This is a genomic window from Bradyrhizobium sp. UFLA05-109 (genome assembly GCF_054185165.1).
The window spans coordinates 1-21,746 of record NZ_JBBIAR010000065.1; the positions used below are offsets into that span (position 1 = coordinate 1).

Below are 21,746 nucleotides of genomic sequence, written 5' to 3' on the forward strand. Positions count from 1 at the left end.
GTACATCCTGCGCGACGAGAGCATTCACCTGAACTTTGGCATCGACGTGATCAACCAGATCAAGATCGAGAATCCGCATTTGTGGACGCCAGAGTTTCAGGAGGAGGTCCGCGGCATGATCCGGGAGGCAGCCGAGCTCGAGGCCGCCTATGGTCGCGATACGATGCCGCGCGGTTTCCTCGGCCTGAACGCTGCGTTGTGCGAACAATACATGCACTTCATCGCGAACCGACGCTGCGCGCAGATCGGTCTGCCGCCCGTATTCGCCGTGGTCGAGAACCCGTTCCCCTGGATGTCGGAGGCGATGGACCTTAAAAAGGAGAAGAACTTCTTCGAGACCCGCGTCATCGAATACCAGAACGGGGGAGCGCTGAGCTGGGACTGAAGCCGCACGCGTTCCAAGCGGGGATGAGGGTGACTTTCCGGGAATGCTGCACTCACTTCCAGAAAGGGGGAGGGAGGACGGTTCGGTTCTTGTCTGCAGTTTGCCAACGGGCTCACATGCAACTGCCACTTCTCAAATCGGCCCTGACCCTCCATTGTGCCGGTCCGAAACGAATGGAAGTGGAACAGAACCCATGTCGGACAAGGTCTCGCGTCGTCAGTTTGCGAAGATCGCGGGGCTGTCCGCAGCGGGGATCGCGGCCCCCGGACAATCCGTCGAGGGAAAACCGGCAGCCGCGCCGCGCCCGGCGGGAGGCTTTCCGCCGGGCTTCCTCTGGGGCACCGCCACTTCGTCCTACCAGGTCGAGGGTGCGGTCGCCGAGGACGGGCGAGGGGTCTCGATCTGGGACACGTTTACGCGCGTGGCCGGCAAGATCGAGGATGGCACCAATGGCGACCGGGCGAATGAGCATTACCATCGCTACAAGGACGACATCGCGCTGATCAAGGAGCTCGGCTGCAAGGCGTATCGCTTCTCGATCGCCTGGCCGCGGGTTTTTCCGGACGGCGACGGCAAGCCCAACCCGAAGGGGCTCGACTTCTACAATCGCTTGATCGACGAGCTCCTGGCAAACGGCATCGAGCCGTGGCTCACTCTCTATCATTGGGACCTGCCGCAATCGCTGCAGGATCGCTTCGGCGGCTGGCGCTCGGCCGAGACCTGCAAGGCGTTCGGCGACTATGCAAGCTATGTCGCGCGGCATCTGACCGATCGCGTGAAGAACGTGTTCACGCTGAACGAGAGCGGCAGGTTCGTCTATTTCGGCTATGGCATCGGCATCGACGCGCCGGGGCTGACGCTATCGGAAGCCGAGGTGAACCAGGTCAGGCACAACACCGCGCTGGCGCATGGGCTCGCGGTGCAGGCGGTCCGCAGCTCCGGCCGCCGGGGCACCCGGGTTGGGCCCGCCGAGAACATCGATGCCTGCATTCCAGCGATCGACACGCCCGAGAACGTCCGCGCCACCGAGATCGCGCTTCGCGAGCTGAACGCGAGCTATCTCAACGTGATCATGGAGGGCAGATACACCGACGCCTTCCTGAAATTCGCAGGGCCCAACGCGCCGAAATACACCGATGCGGAGCTGAAGATCATCTCCTCGCCGATCGACTTCCTCGGCCTCAACATCTACGCGCCGCAGCATTACGTCGTGGCCTCCGACAAGGGCGCCGGCTTCTCGCTGCTGCCGATCCCAAAATCGTTTCCGCACATGAATTCGGACTGGCTGCGCGTCGGCCCCGAGACGATCTACTGGGTGCCGAAGCTGGCGGCGAAGATCTGGAAGACGGGCCCGATCTATATCAGCGAGAACGGCACGTCCGGCGACGATGAGGTCACCGCCGACGGCAAGATCTTCGACACCGACCGCATCATGTATTTGCGCAACTACCTCGCCCAGCTCGAGCGCGCGACCGCGGAGGGCGTGCCAGTCCGCGGCTATTTCCTCTGGAGCCTGATGGACAATTTCGAGTGGATCTACGGCCTCAACAAGCGCTTCGGCCTCTATCACGTGAACTTCGAGACCCAGGTCCGCACGCCAAAGCTCAGCGCAAGCTTCTACCGCAATGTGATCGCCAAGAACGCAGCGGGGGTGTGATCTGTCTCCCTTATCTCCCTTGCCGTCGATCCGTTAGTTGATCCCCAATAAGCAACGGCCGCCCGTGAAGGGCGGCCGCCATCATTTGATGATCGTCAGGCTGACTAATGTTCCGGGAATCCCGGCTCTCAGTGGTCCGCGAACTCGAAGAAGTCGAAGAGATCGCTGATCGCCGGACTGTTGAGGGGAACATAGGGATTGCTGAACTCGGCGACCGGGTTCGGGAAGTTGTCGCGACTGCGATGCGTGATCGTCGGCAGCTGCCAATTGCGCTCTATGAATTTGATGATCGAGACGTGATCCGCGTAGTCGTGCGAGATATGGCCCGGCTTTACGAACGGTGACACCACGATCAGCGGAATGCGAGTGCCGTCGCCGAAAAAGTCGAGCGGCTGCACGTAGCCCGAGTCGTAGTAGCCGCCGCCTTCGTCGAAGGTGATGAAGATGGCGGTGTCGTGCGCGTAGGGCGAAGCCTGGATCTGATCGACGATCTTCTTGGTGAAGCCTTCGAACAGATCGAGCTTAGAGGACGCCGGGTGGCCGTCGACGAAGCCGCTTGGCTTGACGATCGAGACTGCAGGCAGGGTCCGAGCGGAAATATCTGCATACAGTTTCGTCGAGTCGTGCAGGTGCTCGGCAACCTGGTCCGGATGCGACATGATGGACGTGTCGTACTGGAACGGATTGCAGATGTTGCAGTATTCATCCGCGGTCGGACCCGTCGCGCCCCAATTGAGCTGGTACGGATCGTCGACGTAGTTGTCCCACTGGTCGCCATAGTACTTCCACGAAATGTTCTTGTCGTTGAGGAGGTCGCCGATGCTGCGGGTCGACGACGGCGGAATGGTGAACGGCGTATTCGACGGATTATGGTCGATGTAGGCGTTCTTGCCGTTGCCGAACCAGCCGGGATTGTAGTTGTTCAGCAGATAATAGTGGCCGGGCTCGCAGTGGGGATCAATCGGGTGAGGCAGTGACTTGAGATAATCCGTGATGGGCTTGACGCCGGGCTGGCTGGGATCGGAGCAATCGCTGTACGAGCCGCCGCCGGAGGCCGGCGAGACAGAGAACGGCGGCGGATAGCCGGAGTTATAGCTGTTGCCGTAACCATCCTCGGTGTACCAGTTGTTGGTGTCGGACGCCGGATTGGGGTTTTCGATCATATGGACGACACCGGCATCGGGGGTGCCGCCGAAGACCTGAACCCCGTTCGGCGGCGCCGCCGGCTTGCCGTCGGAGTCGCTGAACCAGAGCGCGTCGGCATGGCCGAACATGATGTGGTTGGCGCCGGTGCCGCCGTTGACGGATTGGTGGAAGTTGTCGCTCATCGCGTACTTGTCCGCCAGGCTCGTGAAATAGGGCGCGTCACCCTTTTGCACGTTGTAGAAGCCGAGCGCGGTCGAACCTTCTCCCGTGGTCACTGCGCCTGGCGCATATTGGGTGCTGAAGGTCTCCGGCTGCGCAGCGCCGTTGGCACCGGCACCGACGGTCACTTCGACCCAGGCGAACAAATTGCCGGTGCAGCCCGAGGGATTGTCCCGGCTGGCGGAGCCCTTACCGCAATTCAATTGCTGCCACATCTGGTAGAAGCGATGCACCGGGCTCGCTGCGTAGCTCTCGTAGGGGAATGTGTTGCCGTTGGTCAGCTGAAACGGGCCGGCCGGCAGGCTGTTGACGGCGGTGATGCGCTGGTCCGGCGTTTTCGAGGTCTGGCCGGTGCCGCCGGTCAACAGTGAAGAATAGTAGCTCGGGTCCAACCCGGTTTCCGTTTGCTGCGCGAGCGTCAGGCTCGCCTGGCACTGCGAGATCGGCGTGCTGCCGCACTTGTTGGGGATGTAGGAGACCTGGGGTCCGCCGACCAGCGGAGCCGGCAGCTGATCGTTGGGGAAGGTCTGCTTCGGCGGGCTCAGCAGAAACGCATCCTTTGTACCGATGTCCTTTGCAGCCAGCTGATGCGCCTGTTCGAAGTTGGGGCCGGGGACCGCGTTCTTGTTGGCATCGAGCTTGATGATGCCCCTGGAGAGCAGGTTGTCGACGGTGTTCCGGCGCTCCTTCGGTACGTAGGTCGCGAACACGTGGTCGAAGCTGCGGTTCTCGCCGATGATGACGATGACGTGCTTGATCGGCGACCGCGTGTAGTGATCGGCGGAGGACGGCGCGCCGCCGGCAAGCACTGGACTCAGGCAAAATTGCCCCATCGCCAGTGCACTCAGCCCGATGCGGCAACTGTCCAGCAAACGTGACTTGCGTCTATTTAAACTCATTCTGCGCTCCCTTGGTAAGTTGTTGACCTGACGACTGGGTGGAAACGGCGGTGTCGGTCGGCTCGACACGGATGCGTCCCATCATGCCGTTGTCCTCATGCTCGAGGAGGTGGCAGTGATAGACGAAGGTGCCGACGATGTTCGGGTCGCGAAAATCCATGCGCAGCCGTACGCTCGGATATTGCAGCATGCGGCCGTTGTAATAAGGGACGTTGACGGTATCGCGCACGAACGGCTCGTTGACCTGCATGCCCGACCATTCGCGCAGCTCGAAGTGAAGCTGGTGGGTGTGGAAGTCGTGCAGCTCCGTCGAGCGGTTCTCGATGATCCAATCCTCGACGTCGCCTTGCTTGACGACGATGTCCGCAACGTCGGAACCGGCGTCGAACGGCTTGGGCTTTTCGCCGTCCACGGTGATGTAGAACGTCACCGGGCTGTTGGGATCGTCCGGATTGGCCGGCTGCTCGGAGAAGTACAGTTTTCTGACGCGCACTGGCGCAACATCTCCGATCCATGGGCGAGCGACTAATGGCAGCGGCTGCGGATTTGCCGGCAGCCTCGATTGCGGTTCGGGCGCATCGGCCGCCGCCGTGATCGACACGAGCGCGCGGTTGGGATCGTTTTCACCGGCCGGTCCGGTATCGACCGTTCGCGTCACGAGCAGCGCCGGCACGCCGAGCGGTGGGCCTTCGGCGATGAATTCGACGCGGGAGCCGGGGGGCACGCCGATATGATTGACCCACTCGACCGAGCGCGCCGGGCTGCCGTTGAAATGGATCGGCACGCCATCGATGGCGACGATGCCGAGCGGTTGCGGCGCGCGCCGGAACACGAGTGCGAGATTCAGATAGGTGATCGCCGAGGCGTTGAGAACGCGCCAAAGCTGTCGCTCGCCCGGCTTCATCTCTAGCGATGCCGGCGGATAATCGGGATAAGGCACAGGCAGGAAATTGACGGACAGGTCTTTCGCCGGCCTGCCGAAGCCGGTGCCGTTGTTGGTGGTGTCGCCGTCACTGTCGAGCTGATTTTTCGGGACGACCGGCTCGGATTTTGCCGGCGGTGCGTCGGGATTCAAAAGGTCGAGGTCGCGGATCACCAACACCCGCTCGGGGAGTCCAGCCAATTCCGGAGCAGCCCGCTCGACGCCCTCTATGATCAGGGCGCCTGACGCTCCGCCGAGCACCTGCGCCTTGCTGTAGCCGTGAATATGCGGGTGATACCAATAGACTCCGGGCGGCTCGTCGGCGGGAATGCGCAGCCGATATTCGAATGGCGGATCGTCCGGCTGGATCGAGGTCCTCAGCACATCGTCCTGATGGCAAACCGGCGGGGCCGTCAGCCCGTGAAAGTGCAGATTGGCCGAGGTCGGTCGCATGGCGTCGCTGCCGCACGGATCCGATATCTTTCGCGACACACACAACGGCGCCGGAAACGGCAGCGCTGGCGGCTGATCAGCAACCGGGCGTGCCGGCGCAAGCTCGGTGAGATCATTCTTGAAGCGCACGATCAGCAGATCGCCCGGCTTGACCCGCAATGTCGGCGACATCTCGCCATCGGGCGTCAGGTAGCAGTAACGGGTCGAGCCGTCCGGTTGCTTGCTGTTGTGAATGGCCAGATCGACCTGCAGGACCCCGTCGTTGCTGCGAAGGTCCCGCGGTTCCTCCAAGGCGCTTCCGGACGTTGGTCGCCGACAGGGGTCGCGTTGCGGTTGCAAAGTCTGCGTAAGTCCGCTGGTTCCGAGCAATGTCGCGAAGCTGATCGCTCCGAGCCCTAGTATCGCGAACCAGGTCACGACAGCGAATACGCCAACGGACCATCGTCGCGTCGATCGACTTCGGCTGGTCCGACCAAGCCAACCCAGTGAGCGCGCTTCGGAATCAATCATTGATAGACCCGGTCCCGCTTCATTGAGGATGACGGAAAAATGACGGTCGCTGCGTCGTATCGACGCGCGTGTTTTGTATCACCCGCTCTCTGACAGGTTGTTTACACGACGATGACACGCGCGATCGCAGTCGACCGAATTCTCATCTGGCAGGTGACGACGATCAGTGCTGTGCTGGAGGCGAAGACGAAAGACTTCGCAAGCAACGTCCGACGGCGTCGTGTACTTTGCGCGAGAGACGTCGATGCTTGCGTGCGATGTCGGATTGGTCGATCTGCTTGATCAAGGTCACGTCGCATGTAATAACGCCGGCCCGCGATCAATCACCGGAACGGCGTTGGGCCAACCGATCGGCTGGAATCTGACGATGCTTGGCTTGGCTTGGGTCGCGGTCGCCAGAATTTGCGAATGGTTTCAGCTCGGTGATACCGGCACGGGTGCGCTGTATGGCGGGGCGGACAACGATGCTGAAACCGACCTGGTGCCTGTTCCTGGTCTCGACGCTCTGCGTGCTTGCTCCGAATGCGGCGCTGGCTGCGGACAATTTCAGTGAAGAAGCAGCGCGCGGCGCCGGTGATTTGGCCGCAACGCCGTTCGGGGATTCCACCGCAGTTTCCGTTTGGGTGCCGAGCGCGCCTGCCCAGCAGCCGGGCGGCCGCGCGCGACGCGGCAATCCGCTGTGGGAGGTCTCGCTCGAGAGTCTCAGCGTGACGCGCGAGCGTCCGGTGTTTTCGTCCTCCCGACGGCCGCCACCAGCCGCTGTGCCTGAGATCGCCGTCGCGAAGCCGCCGTCGCTGCCGAAGCCGGCGCAAGAGGAGCGTCCTCTGCAGCTATCGCTGGTGGGCACCGTCACTGGCGGCGACCGGAGCCTTGGCATTTTCGTCGACCAGATCTCAAAGTCTGGCTTGCGTTTGAGAATAGGCGAAGAACATCAGGGCTGGACGTTGCAGGCGGTGCAGGGCCGCGCGGCGACGTTCGCGCGGGATCAGCAGAGCGTCGTCCTGAATTTTCCGGAGCCCGGCACAGGGGCGCCGGCGCCACGCGTCGAAGTTGCCGATGTGGCATCTCCGGTCGACGAGCCCAGGCGGCCGCATGTCCATCGTTAGCCGATCGGCACCCGCGGTTCTACTTTGCATGGGGTTGTTTTCGGCTTTTTGCAGCGAGGGCGTCCGCCACCGCGCATTGACTCCGTTCTGCCCCTGATTCAAAACCGTCCTCAACACTGATAACAAAGGACAACGCCCGTGACCGACGCGCTGATCATCGATGCCTGCCGCACCCCGCGCGGCGTCGGCAAGGCCGGCAAGGGGGCGCTGTCCGGCATCCATCCGCAGCAACTGGGTGCGACCGTGCTGCGTGCGCTCGCCGATCGCACCGGCATCGACACCGCAGATGTCGACGACATCGTCTGGGGCTGTAGCGCGCAGGTCGCAACGCAAAGCGGAGACCTCGGGCGGATGTCGGCGCTCGATGCCGGCTATGACGTGCGCGCCAGCGCGGTGACGCTCGACCGCTTCTGCGGCTCCGGCATCACCAGTGTCAATATGGCCGCGGCTTCGATCATGGCCGGTGCGGAAGACCTCGTCATCGCCGGCGGCTGCGAGATGATGTCGATGGAGGGACGGCGCGGCGGCGGTCCCATGATGATGGATTCCGGCAATCTGCGCCTGCGCGCAAAGCATCCGCAGTCGCATCAGGGCGTCTGTGCGGATGCGATCGCGACCATGGAGGGTATCACACGAAGGGATGTCGATGCGCTCGGGCTGGAGAGCCAAAAGCGCGCGGCGCATGCGATGGCCAATGGCCACTTCAAGAAGAGCCTGGTGCCGGTCTATCGCGAGGACGGCAGCCTCGCGCTCGATCACGAGGAGTATCCGCGGCCACAGACCACGATGGAGGGACTTAGCAGCCTCAAGCCGGCATTCCCTGCGATCGCCGACTATGCGCTCGACGACAAGGGGACGACGTATCGCGGCCTGATCCTGCAACAATATCCCGACCTCAGAATCGACTTCGTGCATCACGCCGGCAATTCGTCTGGTGTCGTCGATGGCGCCGCCGCGATCCTGCTGGCTTCGCCGGCCTATGCCAGGGCGCACGGGCTGAAGCCTCGCGCCCGCGTGGTCGCAATGGCGAATATGGGGGACTCGCCGACCCTGATGCTGAACGCGCCGGTGCCGGCGACCCGCAAGGTGCTGGCCAAGGCCGGGCTTGGCATCGACGACATCGATCTGTTCGAGATCAACGAGGCCTTTGCGGTGGTTGCGGAAAAATACATCCGCGACCTCAGGCTCGACCGCGCCAAGGTCAACGTCAACGGCGGCTCGATTGCGCTCGGCCACCCGATCGGCGCCACCGGCTCGATCCTGATCGGCACCATCCTCGACGAGCTCGAGCGGCGCGACCTGAAGCGCGGTCTCGTCACCATGTGCGCAGCCGGCGGAATGGCGCCGGCGGTGATCATCGAGCGGGTTTAGCCTTATTTTATAGAGTGAATTGCGCTCCTCCTTGCACAAAGGGGGCGCTCGTCGCTTGTCGAGAGCATGGAATCAGCTTTAGCAAGGGCGTCGCGGGCCTTTGAAATAAGGTAAAAAGCGCTGTTTTGGCTACCACCCGCTCTGGAAGTGGCTAAAAAGCAGGGTTTTTTGTCACAGCGGGACAAAAAAGCCCGTAATTTCGCGACAAAACTGTACAGAAGGCTATAGGCCTTCAACGGTTGGTCTAATATGCAACCGGCAACGAATCAGAGGAGACACGATGCCAACCCAACTGTCCAAATCGCAGCTGATCGAAAAGATCGCGACTGCCACCGAGCTTTCCAAGCGCGACGTCAAGAACGTCATGGAGACCTTGACGGACGTCGGCCACAAGGAGCTCAAGAAGAACGGCCTCTTCCTGGTGCCGGGCTTTGCCAAGTTCGTGGTCATCAAGAAGCCCGCGACCAAGGCGCGCAAGGGCACCAACCCGTTCACGGGTGAAGAGATGATGTTCAAGGCCAAGCCGGCCCGGAAGATCGTTCGCGCACGGCCCGTGAAGGCCGCCAAGGACGCCGTGGCCTAACGGCTAAAAGCAAAGGCCCCCTCCACAAGAGGGGGCCTTTTGTTTGAGGTGCCGCAGGGGCGAGGCGGAGGGGTCAGCCCCTGCGGTATCTGGCTTTGACCCTAACGGGCCGAAGCTGACCGCGCGGCGCAGGGATCTGCTCCCGGAGCCGGCCGATCGCGCGATCGAGCCATTGCCGCAACCGCTGCACCGTCCGCTTCGTCTTCGTCCTTTTCAACACCATCGTCATCACCGTTCTCACTCGGCTGCCTCGACCTGCGCCTTGGCCGGGTCAAGCGCTTCGGCGACCGCCTCGTCGACCCGTTCGAGCCAGATGAATTCGAGGCTCTCGCGCGCGCTCTTCGGGATGTCGTCGAAATCCCGCTTGTTGCGCGCCGGCAGCATCACCCGCTTCAGACCTGCGGCTGCGGCCGCCACCACCTTCTCCTTGATGCCGCCGACCGGGAGCACCAGGCCGCGCAAGGAGATCTCGCCGGTCATGGCGGTGTCGTTGCGCACGGTGCGGTTGGTCAGGAGCGAGGTCAGCGCCGTGAACATTGCAACGCCTGCGCTCGGGCCGTCCTTCGGGGTGGCGCCTGCCGGGACGTGAACGTGGATGTCGCTCTTCTCGAACAGCGCCGGATCGATGCCGAGCTGGGTCGCGCGGCTCTTCACGAGCGTCAGTGCGGCCTGCACGCTCTCGCGCATGACGTCGCCGAGCTGGCCCGTCAGGATCAGGCTGCCCCTGCCGGGCACGCGCGTCGCCTCGATGAACAGGATGTCGCCGCCGACCGGCGTCCAGGCAAGCCCGGTGGCAACGCCCGGCACGCTGGTGCGTAGCGCAATCTCGCCCTCGAAGCGCGGCTGGCCGAGCACGGGCGCGATGTCCTTCGGCGTGACCGCGACCTTGGTCGCAGTGCCCTCGGCAATCTGCACCGCCGCATGCCGGAACACCTTTCCGATCTCGCGCTCCAGCCAGCGCACGCCGGCCTCGCGTGTGTAGCCCTTGACGATCAGCTTCAACGCCTCCGGCTCGATCTCGGCCTGTTCTGTCGTCAGGCCATTGGCCTCGAGCTGACGCCGCACCAGATAGCGCGTGGCGATCTCGAGCTTCTCGTCCTCGGTGTAGCCGGCAAGGCTGATGAGCTCCATGCGGTCCAGCAGCGGTCCCGGGATCGAGTCCAGCATGTTGGCGGTGGCGATGAAGACCACGCGCGAGAGGTCGAAGGGCACACCAAGATAGTTGTCCCGGAACGTGCCGTTCTGCTCGGGATCGAGCACCTCCAGCATCGCGGCCGACGGATCACCCTGCACGCCGCGGCCCATCTTGTCGATCTCGTCCAGCATCATCACGCAGTTCCGGCTGCCTGCCTTCTTGATGCCCTGGATGATGTTGCCGGGCAGGGCGCCGATATAGGTGCGGCGGTGGCCGCGGATCTCGGCCTCGTCATGCACGCCGCCCAGGCTGACGCGCACGAAGGGGCGATCCATCGCGCGCGCGATGGACTGGCCAAGCGAGGTCTTGCCGACGCCCGGGGGGCCGACGAAGCACAGGATCGGCGCCTTGCCCTGCGGCGCGAGCTTGCGCACCGCGAGATACTCGATGATCCGGCTCTTGATCTTCTCCAGGCCATAGTGGTCCGCATCGAGGATGCGGCGCGCCTCCGCGATGTCGATCGGCTTCTCCTCGGGCAGCGCCCAGGGCAGTTCGATCAACCAGTCCAGATAGGTGCGGACCATGCCGGCTTCGCCGGCGGCCTCCGGCATGCGCTCATAGCGGCGCAGCTCCTTCTTCGCATGGGCTTCTGCCTCCGGCGACATTTTTGCTTTCGCGATCGCCTCGGTCAGCTCGGCGACCTCGGCCGCCTTGCCATCTCCTTCGCCGAGCTGCCGCTGGATTGTCGCCATCTGCTCGCGCAGGATCGCCTCGCGCTGGCGCTCGTCGAAGGCCGCCTTGGTTTGCTGGCCGATTTCGTTGGAGATGCGCAAGACCTCCAGCCGCTCGGCGAGCCGCTTCGACACCTTGTCCATGCGGACGGAGAGATCGACAGTCTCCAGGATCTCCTGCTTGTCCTGCGGCTTGATGTCCATATAGGCGGTGGCGAGATCAGCCAGCGCGCCGGGCGCGGTCGTACCCTGGAACATCGCCACCAACTCGGGCGGCACCTGCGGCAGAAGCTGGATCGCCTCGATCGCCTGGCGCTGCAGGTTGAGGAAGCGCGCCTCGATCTCCGGTGACGTCGTGGTCGGCTCCGGAATTTGCTGGATGCGCGCAGCCGGGAACGGCGTCCCCGGCAGGAAGTCGAGGATGCGTGCGCGCTGCACGCCCTGACAGACGATGTGATGGGTTTCGTCGGGCGCGGTGATGTAGCGAACGATGTTGGCGATGGTCGCGATCCGATAGAGGTCGTCCGGCGCGGGGTCGTCGATGTCGGGGTTGCGCTGGAGCACGATGCCGATCGGCCGCTGCTCGCGCAGCGCCTGCTGCGCGGCGGCGATCGACTTCGGCCGCCCGATCGCGATCGGTGCGATCACGCCTGGAAACAGCACCATGTTGCGGACGGGGATGACGATCAGTGCGTCGTCCGGGATTTTTGCGGCTTCGCTGGTCAGGGTGGTCTCGGTCTGTTGTTCGTTGGCCATGGTCGACCTCAGGCGGATTTGGCGAGGCGTAGCGCGACGCAGCCGTCCATCACGAAACGACTGATCGCATAGCGTCCAACTGGCAGTGCAATACGGCGCTCGAAACGCCCCTGCGGCAGCTCAAGCCGGTGGATGCGCGCGTTGCGCAGCTCCGGCGGCAGCGTGCGCCGGCCCGAGATGATGAGCACCCCGTCATGGATCACCGTTTCGACATTGTCGGGATCGACGCCGGGTAGGGCAACGAGGATCAGGAGCTCCCGGTCGGTCTCCAGCACGTCGATCGGTGGCTCCCAACAAGACTCCTGGCGGCCGAACTGCTGGCGCAGCCGCTCGCCGCGATTGAGCTGCTCCAGGGCTTCGGAAAGCATCCAGTCGAGGGGATTTTTGGGTTGCATGGCGCGGGCTCTGGGATGGAAAGGCTGCATATGGTGCGCCCCCTGCAAAAATCCAGCGCGCCTGCCGGGTAGCGGTCGCCCCCTCCGCTTCGCAATCGTTCCTCTTAGTCCCGCCGGCTCAGCATCCTGCTTGCGGTCCATTCGGCGCAGTTCGTGCTGAGCAGCGCGGCCGCGGTCCGCGCCGATCTGTCGTGGGATCAATATATTGATTTTCTTGTAATTTTCGCGCGACGCCCGGGGCGGACATATCACCCTCCGCAAAGCCGTCCGCTTTCTCTTGCGCAGCCTCATGGCTTTGACGTAACTCGGGTCGGTGAGGGCGCGGAACGCGCGCGTCGCCAGGATGCCGATCCCGATGACAAACCAGCGCATGGCCGGCGACGGCACGGCCGCAGAATAGAAGAGCCTCGCCGGTGTTCGCGCGGATCAGGCACATCGTCGATCGCAAGAGATCGCACAAGGGATCGAACAAAGCGTCGAACCGGATGCTGGTCCGCATCCGCGCCCTCCTGCGCAGCAATGAATTCTACCTGATCCCGCTCGCGCTTCTGATCGGCATCGCCACCGGCGGCGTCGTGACGCTGATGGCCGAGATCGCGCAGATTGCGCACGTCCTGATCTTCGGCATTCCCGTCGACGTGCGGCTGTCGGCGAACGCCTATGTCAGCCCGTGGGCGGCGCTGAGCGCGCCCGCCCTTGGCGGCCTGGCGCTCGGGATGATGGAATGGTCGCGGCGGCGGCTGAAGATCTCCAGCGCTGTCGACCCGATCGAGGCCAACGCGCTGCGTGGTGGCAATCTGTCCCTGCGCGACAGCGTGGTGGTCTCGAGCCAGACGCTGATCTCCAACGGCTGCGGCGCCTCCGTCGGCCTCGAGGCCGGCTACACCCAGATCGGCTCCGGCATCGCCTCGCTGCTCGGCCAGTTCTTCAACCTCCGGCGCAACGATCTCCGCCTGATCGTCGGCTGCGGCGCCGCGGCCGCGATCGCAGCCGCCTTCGGCGCTCCGATCACCGGCGCGTTCTATGCCTGCGAGCTGATCGTCGGCGTCTATGCCGTCGGCAGCGCCGCGCCGATTTTGGCTGCCTCACTCGCCGGCGCGTTGACCGCGCAGTGGCTCGGCGGCGCGCCGTACTCCATCGAGATACCGAAGGTGAGCACGGTCGGCATCGAGCAATATCTGGCGCTGATCGGGCTCGCGCTCGTCACCGGCGGCGTGGGCATCGCCGTGATGCGCTCGTCCTCGACGTTTGAGCGTCTGTTCGCCTGGCTACCGGTCTGGCTGCGCCCGGTGATCGGTGGCCTCATCGTCGGCTCCTTCGCGATCACCACCCCGCAGGTGCTGGCGGCCGGCCACGGCGCGATGGTGCTCGATCTGTTTCACGACATGACGATCGGCCTGATCGCGCTGATCATTGCGCTCAAGCTGACGGCGTGCCTGATTTCGCTGGCATCTGGCTTCCGCGGCGGCCTGTTCTTCGCCTCGCTGTTTGTCGGCAGCCTGATCGGAAAATTCTTCGCTGCCTTGCTGCTGCTGATCAGCCCCAGCTTCGCGATCGATCCGCTGGTTGCGATGCTCACGGGCATGGCGACGCTCGGGGTCGCCATCGTCGGCGGTCCCCTGACGATGTCGTTCCTGGTGCTGGAGATGACGCGCAATGTCGACGTCACCGCCGTGGTGCTGGCGGGCTGCATCGTCACCTCGATCTGCGTGCGCTTCATGTTCGGCCATTCCTTCTCGACCTGGCGCCTGCATTTGCGCGGCGAGACCATCCGCAGCGCCAACGACGTCGGCTGGCTGCGCAACCTCACGGTCGAGCGGATGATGCGGAGCGACGTCGGCAAGGTGCCGTCCTCGACGACAATCGCCGCCACACGGCGCGAGTTCGCGCTGGGCTCGCGTCCGGGCATCGTCGTCGTCAACAACGCCGACGAATATGTCGGCCTCGTCATGCTGCCCGACCTGTTCTCCAGCGACCTCGACACCATCGCCGACGACATCCAGGTGATCGAGCTCGCCCGCTACACCGACATCGTGCTGATTCCGGAGATGAACGTAAAAAGCGCGATGGCGGTGTTCGACGAGGCCGAGGCGGAGATGCTGGCGGTGGTCGAATCCGCCGACAGCCGCAAGGTGATAGGCTTCCTCACCGAGACCTTCGCCCGTCGCCGCTATGTCGAGGAGATCGACAAGGCCACCCGCGGCGTGTTGGGCTCGTTGTCGTAGCACTCAGCGGTATTGGAGGAGGGGTGCCGCGGCGCTCGCCGCCACCCGGCCTCACACTTTCCATGATGGGGTCTTGCTTTGGACAAACCGCATTGGCGATGATGAGCCAAGCGGAAATGCGACGAACGCTCTTCGGGGCGACATTGGGCTGGGGTAGGAGCGCCAATGAATTCCGTGTCAGATCCGACACAAGTCGAGCCACATTTTGTGCTGTCCGCGCGAATGGACCAAGAGCTCACACACACCTACGAGAAGATCAGAAGCGTGGATGAAGAAATTGCGCGCGCCAGCGAGCAGCTTTCCAGGCTGGAGCGCGAGGAGCGACAGGAGCGTGATGAAGCGCGCAGCCGCCCGCCGCGCGGCCGGCCAGCGCTCCGCGGCTTCGTTGGCTTGGCGCTGGCAGCGGGGATTGGCACCGCGGCCCTGGTCTCGCAATCATCCCACGGTGATGGGATCAGGCAGATGATCGCAGGCTGGGCACCGCTGCATGCTGCGCTGCCCTCACCTTCGCAAGCAGAGCCGGTGCTTGCCGCGCAGCCCGGCCTGGCGCCTGTTCAGCTGGCCCAGGCATCGCCCGCATCGCCGCAACCGGAGCCCCCCTCGCAGACCGTCCCGGAGGCGGTCGCGCCGACCGCGACCGTGCTTCCTCCGCAGGTGACGGAATTGCTCGAGAAGATGGCGAGCGATCTCGCCAACGTGCAGCAAGGCATCGAGCAGCTCAAGGCAAGCCAGGAGCAATTGAAGGCGAACCAGCAGCAGATGTCGCTCGACAACCTCAGGGTTGCCGATGAGTTGAAAGCGAGCCAGGAGCAAATGGCGCGCCTTGTTATGAAAACGCCCGATATCAAGACGTCGGTCAATGCCCCTGACCAGACGGCGGGAAAGCCTGTTCATCAGACCTCCGATCCCAACACGCGCCCGAAGACGGCCGCTGCCGCCGTGCCTCCGCCGCGCCCGGCTGCAGCATCGTCACCCAAGCCGGCGCAGGCGGGTCCCGCGCCGCATCCGGCGGTGCGACGGCCAGCTCCGGTGCAACTGGAGTCCGCACAACAATAGCTTGTCGGTGCGGCTCTTGATCTCGGCCCGCGGACGCCGTCCGTGGGGATCGAGGGGTAAATCTCACTCCAGTCGGTCGACCTGGCGCAGGATTGGGAACAGCTTCATCCACGACAGCGCCACTGCGATGGTGCCGATGCCGCCGAGCAGCGCTGCAGGCATTGCGCCGAGCAGGGCGGCGACCATGCCGCTCTCGAATTCGCCGAGCTGGTTCGAGGCGTTGATGAAGAGGAAATTGACGGCGCCGACGCGGCCGCGCATTGCATCGGGTGCGGCGAGCTGCACCAGCGCGACTCGGACGATGACGCTGATCGTGTCGGCCGTACCCATGGCCATCAGTGCAGCGATCGACAGCCACACGGTCTGCGACAGAGCGAAGACGATGGTGGCAAGCCCGAACGCGATCACCGCCTGGAACATCCGCAGGCCCGCACGACGCGCGATTGGATGGCGCGCGATCACCGCCGTCATCAGAAGTGCGCCAACGGCCGGCGCTGCCCGCATCACGCCGAGCGCCCACGGGCCGGCATGCAAGATGTCCTTGGCATAGATCGGCAACAGTGCGGTCGCGCCGCCGAGCAGCACGGCGAACAGATCGAGCGAGATCGTACCGAGGATAGCGGGATTGCTGCGCACGAACTCAAGGCCCGCGAACAATTCGGCGAGGTTCGGCGGCTCAGATTCGGCGGGACGTTCGAGCTCGATCGCACCGACGAGCACCATTGCCAGGAGTGAGCATAGCGCCATGATGCCGTAGGGCGCGCCAGGTGCGAGTGCGTAGGCGATCCCTCCGAGCGCGGGACCCGTGATCGTAGCGAACTGCCGTGTGCCGGTCGCCATGGCGGTCGCGCGCTGGAGCATGCCGTCCGGTGCGACGCCCGGCAGCAGCGCGGAGGAGGCCGGACTTTCGAAGGCGCCGGCGAATCCGAGGATGGCAAGGACCGCGAAGATCTCCGGCGCCGTCACCGCTCCCGCGAACGTGCGGACGCCGAGCCAGGCTGCAGCCAAGGCTTGGATGAGCTGGCAAAGTTGAACGATGCGGCGGCGGTCGTAGCGATCGGCCGCGTGCCCCGCGATGAAGACGAGAATGGCGCTCGGAATGAACTGCACGAGACCCGCCATGCCGAGATAGAAGGCGCTGCCGGTGAGTTCATAGATCTGCCAACCCACGGCGACGGTGGCGACGTTGTGAGCGAATTCCGAGAGCGTGCTGGAGCCGACATAGAGCAGCAGCGGGCGATGCCGCGTCAGCGTCTCGGCCGGATTTGCGGCAGAAGCCGTTTGGTCTGAAGTCATTTGATCCAAGTTCATGCGAGGTAGGGCAGGGACGGCGGGCGCGGCCGGCATCCGGTCAGCGACCACGAAGGCGACGATCCGGCGGACAGTGGCAGGACTACCAACAACAGGCGCATAGCGCGCCGGAAGTTTGCGAACCGCAACATCTGATCTCTTTGGGAAAGGACGCGCCGGTCACGTCGAACCCTGAAAATTGCATCGATCCCGACCGCGTCGGTTGATGCGTTGGTTCACGTGAAACGCTTACGGCGCCGAAGAACAGCGCGCCGGTTTCATAACGGCTCCGCTGAAGTCGATCAAGCCGGATTTGCCAGGCAGCATTACAATCGTTCAAATCGGCGCGGCGGATTGCCGCGATCGGGAAACCACATCGCTGGGTTGTGGGTTAAATATCGTTTGCTTAACTTGGTTCTTGATAGCGAACGGAGGAAGGCTCAGATGACGGATCAGGCCATGATGTCCTTGAAAAGCAGGAGCGTCCTGCTGGCTACGCTCGCTGGCCTTGCCCTCGTCGCGGCGTCGGCGGTGCCCTCGGCTGCGGCTACACGCACGCTCGCGAAGGCTGCCACAGTGGCCCCGGCATCCGCCGCTGCGACTGACTTCAGCGCCGCACGGCGCCGCTATTACCGTCGCGGACCGAGTGCTGCGGGCCTCGCCGTCATGGGCGCGGCGACTGGCCTGATCGCCGGCGCGATCGCCGAGCAGCGCCGGCAGGATTACTACGAGAACAACTATTACTACGGTCCGGGTCCGTATTACGGCCCGGGCTATTACGGCGGCGGTCCTTATTATGGTGGTCCGCGCTACTATCAGCCGTACTGATCACGAGGGCTTGCCAACAGAGTTCGCGCGGACAAGCGCGTCTCTAGCGGGGCAGCAGGTTTGTCTTGGCGAGATCGACGACTTCGTCGCCGCGGCCATTCATGACGGCACGCAGGACCCAGAGACTGAAGCCCCTGATCTGCTCCGGGGTGATCGTTGGCGGCATCGAGAGTTCCTGCTTGGCGGTGACCACATCCAGGAGTGCTGGCCCGTCATGCGTCAGGATCTCCTGTATCGCGCCCGGGAGCTCGCCTGGGTCCTCGACGCGACGACCCATGATGCCCATTGCGCGCGCCATGGCCGCAAAGTCAGGGTTCTTCAGATCGACGTTGGTGTCGACGAAGCCTGCAGCCTTCATCTCGAGCGCGACGAAACCGAGCACTCCATTGTTGAAGACGACGACCTTCACTGGCAGCTTCATCTGGGTGAGCGTGATCAGGTCTCCCATCAGCATGGTGAAACCGCCGTCGCCCGAGAGCGAAATGATCTGACGTCCTGGCTGTGCCGCCTGCGCGCCGATCGCCTGTGGCATGGCATTGGCCATGGAACCGTGCACGAATGATCCGATCAGCCGGCGGCGTCCGTTCATCTGCAGATAGCGCGCCGCCCAGACGGTCGGTGTGCCGACATCCGCGGTGAACACCGCATCGTCGGCAGCGTGATCGCTGATCAGCTTCGCGAGATATTGCGGATGGATCGGCTTGCGGCCCGGGGTGCCCTCCGCGAGCGCGTCGAGGCCTTCGCGCGCCTTCTTGTAGTGCCCAATCGCATTGTCGAGGTGCCGTCGTTCGGTCTTGACCTTCAACAGCGGCAGCAGCGCCTCGATGGTCAGCCTGACATCGCCGATTACGCCAAGATCGAGCTTACAGCGCCGGCCGAGATTTTCCGGCCTGATGTCGATTTGCGCGATCTGGCAGTCGGTCGGGAAGAACTGCTTGTAGGGGAAATCAGTGCCCAGCATCAGGAGGACGTCGCAGGCATGCATCGCTGCATAACCGGACGAGAAGCCGATGAAGCCGGTCATGCCAACATCATAGGGATTTTCGTGTTCGACATGCTCCTTGCCGCCGAGGGCGTGTACGATGGGGCTCTTCAAGGTCTCGGCCATCCGCATCAGCGGTGCGTGAGCGCCGGCGCATCCCCGGCCGCAGAACAGCGTGACGCGCTCCCTGCCGTTCAAGAGAGACGCCAGCGCCTCCAGTTCGCTGGTCTCGGGCACGATCTTCGGTGTGGACAGCGCCAGGCCCCGCGCGGTCGCCAGAGCACGTTTGGGTGGCGCGCGAAACGCGACGTCGCCAGGTATGGCCACGACCGCAACTCCGCGCAATCCGACCGCCGCGCGGATGGCATTTTCCAGCACGTAAGGCAGTTGGCTTGGATCCGAGATCAGCTCGCAATAATGGCTGCACTCCTGGAACAGATTTTGCGGATGGGTCTCCTGAAAATAGCCGCCGCCGATCTCGGCCGAGGGAATCTGGGCTGCGATCGCGAGCACCGGAACGCGGCTGCGATGAGCATCGAACAAACCATTGACGAGATGCAGATTGCCCGGTCCGCAGGACCCCGCACATACTGCAAGGCTGCCCGTCATCTCGGCCTCGCCGGCCGCGGCAAACGCTGCGACTTCCTCGTGCCGCACATGCACCCACTCGATGGTGCCACGGCGGCGCAGCGCTTCCGTGAGGCCGTTGAGGCTGTCACCGACGATACCATAGATCCGCTTGACACCCGCCTGCTCGAGCGTTGCCACGAAGAGGTCGGCCACGTTGTTGATCGCCATCACGTTCTCTCCGTATCGCTGGTGTTGTCGGGCCAACGGCCGTTTATCCGTCGAAGCTCCCCATGTGGCATGTTACACCCCATGGCCCCGCTCCGCACGATGACCGATCTAACAGTATGGTCGCGCGAGCGAGCAATCACCGCCCTGCGGGCGCCGAGAGCGCGCCGGTCGAGTAGCGCCACCAGTCGATTTCGCGTGGCTCGGTCGGCCAGACGGCAGCGTTGGAGTCGCGGAAGGACTGGGTAGCGGGGGCGGGGGCCTTGCGGGCGTGGTGGCGCTGGCTTGCCGAGGCCGTCTGGATCGTGAGGGCTGCGAGCAGCGTCGTGGCGAGCAGGGTCAGTGTTGTTGTTCGCATCATGGTCTCCCTTGTCTGACGCCGAGCGAGAGAAATGTCTCGTGCCGGTGTTGCCGCTTATCGGAGATGGCGATGCGTCTTGCCGAATATCACGGTTTCGGCCATCACGAAGCGGCGAGCCGAAATTTTGGTCGCGGCTAAATAATCGGCAATGCCGCCCGTGGCCTGATGGACTCGCCGCCCGCGATCCGCTTGAATGGGCACGAGTTGATGGATCGAGCCACAACGATGTGGAAATATTTCCTGGTCTTGCTGCTGGTGGCCTCGCCCGCCGCAGCGCAGGTCAAGCCGACACCGAAAGCCGCGACGGTGGGGCATCCCGACCCTTGCGTGCCGATCGGGCGTACCGCGGACGGCAAGCTGGTCTATTCCATGAAATGCGAAAACCTTCCGGCGGCGCCGCCGCCGCAAGCGGAACTGAAGGAGGGGCCCCTACCCGCCGCTGAGCCGGAGCCCGAGACTCGGCGAAGCGGCATTTTCGGCTGGTCGTATGACCGCAGGTAGCGCGGGGCCCTTGCATAGGTCCTGCTGGAATGCTCTTTGCTTGAAAGTTCCCCTTGGAGGGTCGAAGCCCTCCAACCCTAGAGAGATGAGATGAGCAAACTCGTTATCCGCGCCGGCGATTTCACCTTCGATGCCCGCTTCGAGGAGCAACTGGCGCCGAAGACCGTCGCTGCTTTCCGCAAGGCCATGCCGTTCGAAAGCCACATCATCCATGTGCGCTGGAGCGGCGAGGGCGTCTGGATGCCGCTCGGCGACCTCGATTTCGGCGTCGGCTACGAGAACCACACCAGCTATCCCGCGCCGGGCCAGATCATCCTCTATCCCGGCGGCATCAGCGAGACCGAGATCCTGCTCGCCTATGGCGGCGTGCACTTCGCGAGCAAGATGGGCCAGCTCGCCGGCAACCACTTCATCACGCTGACGTCGGGTCTGGAGAATCTGGCGACGCTGGGCAAGAGCGTGCTGTGGAAGGGCGCCCTGCCGATCCGCTTCGAGGAAGCCTGACTTGTCCGAGCCCCGCTATCCCCGTGATCTGCGCGGCTACGGCCGCAACCCGCCGCATCCGCATTGGCCGGACGGGGCCCGGGTCGCGGTGCAGTTCGTCGTCAATTTCGAGGAGGGCGGCGAGAACAACATTTTGCACGGCGACCGCGCGTCGGAAGCGTTCTTGTCCGACGTGCTGGGCGCGCAGCCCTGGCCCGGCCAGCGCCATGCCAACATCGAATCGATGTTCGAGTATGGCTCGCGCGCCGGCTTCTGGCGGCTGTGGCGGATGTTCACGATGCGCAAATGGCCGACCACCGTGTTCGGCGTTGCTACGGCGCTGAAACGCAATCCCGAAATCGTCGCCGCGATGCAGGAGGCGGGCTGGGACATCGCCAGCCACAGCCTGAAATGGATCGAGCACAAGGACATGACCGAGGCGCAGGAACGTGCCGAGATCACCGAGGCCATCCGCGTGCATAGCGAAGCGACCGGCGCTCGGCCGCTCGGCTGGTACACCGGCCGCTCCTCGATCAATACCAACAGGCTGCTGATGGAGGAGGGCGGCTTCCTCTATCTCTGCGACTCCTATGCCGACGATCTGCCCTATTGGATCAAGGGCGCGGGCCGCAAGCAGCTCGTCATTCCCTATACGCTCGACAACAACGACATGCGCTTCATCAACGCGCAGGGCTTTGCCGAGGGCGAGCAGTTCTTCACCTATCTGAAGGACGCCTTCGACGTGCTCTATGCCGAAGGCGAGAGCGCGCCGAAGATGATGTCGGTGGGCCTGCATTGCCGCCTGGTCGGCCGTCCCGGCCGCGCGGCAGGGCTGATGCGCTTCCTCGACTATATCGGGAAGCACGAGCGCGTCTGGGTGCCGACGCGATTGCAGATCGCGCAGCACTGGCACGACCGTCTCGCCCATCTCGCCGACGACGCATTCGAGATCTAGGC

18 protein-coding genes are annotated in these 21,746 nt (G+C 63.9%); 11 read left to right on the top strand and 7 right to left on the bottom strand.

From position 1 onward, the window contains the following. Positions 1-385, top strand: a 385-nt coding sequence (locus Q3C01_RS34910) for a ribonucleotide-diphosphate reductase subunit beta (protein ID WP_458149807.1), incomplete at its 5' end; no start/stop codon positions are given. Positions 386-578: 193 nt separating this feature from the next. Beyond that, positions 579-2,042 carry a GH1 family beta-glucosidase gene (locus tag Q3C01_RS34915; RefSeq protein WP_458149808.1) on the top strand — a complete coding sequence of 488 codons (1,464 nt, stop codon included), beginning with the start codon at positions 579-581 and terminating at the stop codon, positions 2,040-2,042. 128 nt (positions 2,043-2,170) lie between these two features. Here the strand turns inward: Q3C01_RS34915 and Q3C01_RS34920 are convergent, their stop codons facing one another. Together Q3C01_RS34920 and Q3C01_RS34925 are read right to left on the bottom strand one after the other, a co-directional pair. Continuing rightward, positions 2,171-4,306 carry an alkaline phosphatase family protein gene (locus Q3C01_RS34920; RefSeq protein ID WP_458149809.1) on the bottom strand — a complete coding sequence of 712 codons (2,136 nt, stop codon included), beginning with the start codon at positions 4,304-4,306 and terminating at the stop codon, positions 2,171-2,173. Continuing rightward, positions 4,293-5,972 carry a multicopper oxidase family protein gene (locus tag Q3C01_RS34925; RefSeq protein ID WP_458149810.1) on the bottom strand — a complete coding sequence of 560 codons (1,680 nt, stop codon included), beginning with the start codon at positions 5,970-5,972 and terminating at the stop codon, positions 4,293-4,295. The genes Q3C01_RS34920 and Q3C01_RS34925 overlap by 14 nt, the downstream gene beginning before the upstream one ends. A gap of 683 nt (positions 5,973-6,655) precedes the next feature. Here Q3C01_RS34925 and Q3C01_RS34930 point away from each other — a divergent pair. The 3 genes from Q3C01_RS34930 (at position 6,656) to Q3C01_RS34940 (ending at position 9,251) form a co-directional block, all read left to right on the top strand. After that, a complete protein-coding gene (locus Q3C01_RS34930) occupies positions 6,656-7,297 on the top strand; it encodes a hypothetical protein (RefSeq protein WP_458149811.1) in 642 nt (213 codons plus the stop codon). 138 nt (positions 7,298-7,435) lie between these two features. Next, positions 7,436-8,668 (top strand): acetyl-CoA C-acetyltransferase, encoded by a 1,233-nt coding sequence (locus tag Q3C01_RS34935; RefSeq protein ID WP_458149812.1) that lies wholly within the window; start codon positions 7,436-7,438, stop codon positions 8,666-8,668. 280 nt (positions 8,669-8,948) lie between these two features. Then, positions 8,949-9,251 carry an HU family DNA-binding protein gene (locus Q3C01_RS34940; RefSeq protein ID WP_027528369.1) on the top strand — a complete coding sequence of 101 codons (303 nt, stop codon included), beginning with the start codon at positions 8,949-8,951 and terminating at the stop codon, positions 9,249-9,251. A gap of 237 nt (positions 9,252-9,488) precedes the next feature. On the opposite strand, the gene lon is transcribed toward Q3C01_RS34940, so the two are convergent. Further along, positions 9,489-11,873, bottom strand: coding sequence for an endopeptidase La (gene lon, locus Q3C01_RS34945; protein ID WP_458149813.1), 2,385 nt, complete (start codon positions 11,871-11,873; stop codon positions 9,489-9,491). A gap of 8 nt (positions 11,874-11,881) precedes the next feature. Continuing rightward, positions 11,882-12,268 carry an Hsp20/alpha crystallin family protein gene (locus Q3C01_RS34950; RefSeq protein WP_458149814.1) on the bottom strand — a complete coding sequence of 129 codons (387 nt, stop codon included), beginning with the start codon at positions 12,266-12,268 and terminating at the stop codon, positions 11,882-11,884. 413 nt (positions 12,269-12,681) lie between these two features. Between Q3C01_RS34950 and Q3C01_RS34955 the strand changes: the two genes are divergently transcribed. Continuing rightward, positions 12,682-14,493, top strand: coding sequence for a chloride channel protein (locus tag Q3C01_RS34955; RefSeq protein WP_458149815.1), 1,812 nt, complete (start codon positions 12,682-12,684; stop codon positions 14,491-14,493). Positions 14,494-14,658: 165 nt separating this feature from the next. After that, positions 14,659-15,549: a dihydrolipoyllysine-residue succinyltransferase component of 2-oxoglutarate dehydrogenase complex gene (locus Q3C01_RS34960; RefSeq protein WP_458149816.1), complete on the top strand. Its 891-nt coding sequence runs from the start codon at positions 14,659-14,661 to the stop codon at positions 15,547-15,549. Positions 15,550-15,612: 63 nt separating this feature from the next. Here the strand turns inward: Q3C01_RS34960 and Q3C01_RS34965 are convergent, their stop codons facing one another. Then, positions 15,613-16,845 (bottom strand): MFS transporter, encoded by a 1,233-nt coding sequence (locus Q3C01_RS34965; RefSeq protein ID WP_458149817.1) that lies wholly within the window; start codon positions 16,843-16,845, stop codon positions 15,613-15,615. A 438-nt stretch (positions 16,846-17,283) separates the two neighbouring features. Between Q3C01_RS34965 and Q3C01_RS34970 the strand changes: the two genes are divergently transcribed. Further along, entirely contained in the window at positions 17,284-17,667 is a 384-nt protein-coding gene (locus tag Q3C01_RS34970) for a hypothetical protein (protein ID WP_458149818.1), read from the top strand. A 43-nt stretch (positions 17,668-17,710) separates the two neighbouring features. Here the strand turns inward: Q3C01_RS34970 and poxB are convergent, their stop codons facing one another. Both poxB and Q3C01_RS34980 read right to left on the bottom strand, forming a co-directional pair. Then, positions 17,711-19,447 (bottom strand): ubiquinone-dependent pyruvate dehydrogenase, encoded by a 1,737-nt coding sequence (gene poxB / locus Q3C01_RS34975; protein WP_458149819.1) that lies wholly within the window; start codon positions 19,445-19,447, stop codon positions 17,711-17,713. Between the two features lie 136 nt (positions 19,448-19,583). Further along, positions 19,584-19,802, bottom strand: a complete 219-nt coding sequence (locus Q3C01_RS34980; RefSeq protein ID WP_458149820.1) for a hypothetical protein — start codon at positions 19,800-19,802, stop codon at positions 19,584-19,586. A gap of 228 nt (positions 19,803-20,030) precedes the next feature. Here Q3C01_RS34980 and Q3C01_RS34985 point away from each other — a divergent pair, with 228 nt between their 5' ends. From Q3C01_RS34985 to puuE, 3 genes are all read left to right on the top strand, one after another. Next, a complete protein-coding gene (locus Q3C01_RS34985) occupies positions 20,031-20,306 on the top strand; it encodes a hypothetical protein (protein ID WP_458149845.1) in 276 nt (91 codons plus the stop codon). A gap of 90 nt (positions 20,307-20,396) precedes the next feature. Next, positions 20,397-20,810, top strand: a complete 414-nt coding sequence (locus Q3C01_RS34990; protein WP_458149821.1) for a DUF3830 family protein — start codon at positions 20,397-20,399, stop codon at positions 20,808-20,810. Position 20,811: 1 nt separating this feature from the next. Continuing rightward, positions 20,812-21,744, top strand: a complete 933-nt coding sequence (gene puuE / locus Q3C01_RS34995) for an allantoinase PuuE (RefSeq protein ID WP_458149822.1) — start codon at positions 20,812-20,814, stop codon at positions 21,742-21,744. Positions 21,745-21,746: the final 2 nt, after the last annotated feature.

Coding starts and splice junctions, on each gene's coding strand:
- Q3C01_RS34985 (WP_458149845.1), top strand. CDS start 20,031: ATGTGGAAATATTTCCTGGTCTTGCTGCTGGTGGCCTCGCCCGCCGCA.
- Q3C01_RS34970 (WP_458149818.1), top strand. CDS start 17,284: ATGACGGATCAGGCCATGATGTCCTTGAAAAGCAGGAGCGTCCTGCTG.
- Q3C01_RS34950 (WP_458149814.1), bottom strand. CDS start 12,268: ATGCAACCCAAAAATCCCCTCGACTGGATGCTTTCCGAAGCCCTGGAG.
- Q3C01_RS34940 (WP_027528369.1), top strand. CDS start 8,949: ATGCCAACCCAACTGTCCAAATCGCAGCTGATCGAAAAGATCGCGACT.
- Q3C01_RS34920 (WP_458149809.1), bottom strand. CDS start 4,306: ATGAGTTTAAATAGACGCAAGTCACGTTTGCTGGACAGTTGCCGCATC.
- Q3C01_RS34990 (WP_458149821.1), top strand. CDS start 20,397: ATGAGCAAACTCGTTATCCGCGCCGGCGATTTCACCTTCGATGCCCGC.
- Q3C01_RS34930 (WP_458149811.1), top strand. CDS start 6,656: ATGCTGAAACCGACCTGGTGCCTGTTCCTGGTCTCGACGCTCTGCGTG.
- poxB (WP_458149819.1), bottom strand. CDS start 19,447: ATGGCGATCAACAACGTGGCCGACCTCTTCGTGGCAACGCTCGAGCAG.
- Q3C01_RS34965 (WP_458149817.1), bottom strand. CDS start 16,845: ATGACTTCAGACCAAACGGCTTCTGCCGCAAATCCGGCCGAGACGCTG.
- Q3C01_RS34915 (WP_458149808.1), top strand. CDS start 579: ATGTCGGACAAGGTCTCGCGTCGTCAGTTTGCGAAGATCGCGGGGCTG.
- lon (WP_458149813.1), bottom strand. CDS start 11,873: ATGGCCAACGAACAACAGACCGAGACCACCCTGACCAGCGAAGCCGCA.
- Q3C01_RS34960 (WP_458149816.1), top strand. CDS start 14,659: ATGAATTCCGTGTCAGATCCGACACAAGTCGAGCCACATTTTGTGCTG.
- Q3C01_RS34980 (WP_458149820.1), bottom strand. CDS start 19,802: ATGCGAACAACAACACTGACCCTGCTCGCCACGACGCTGCTCGCAGCC.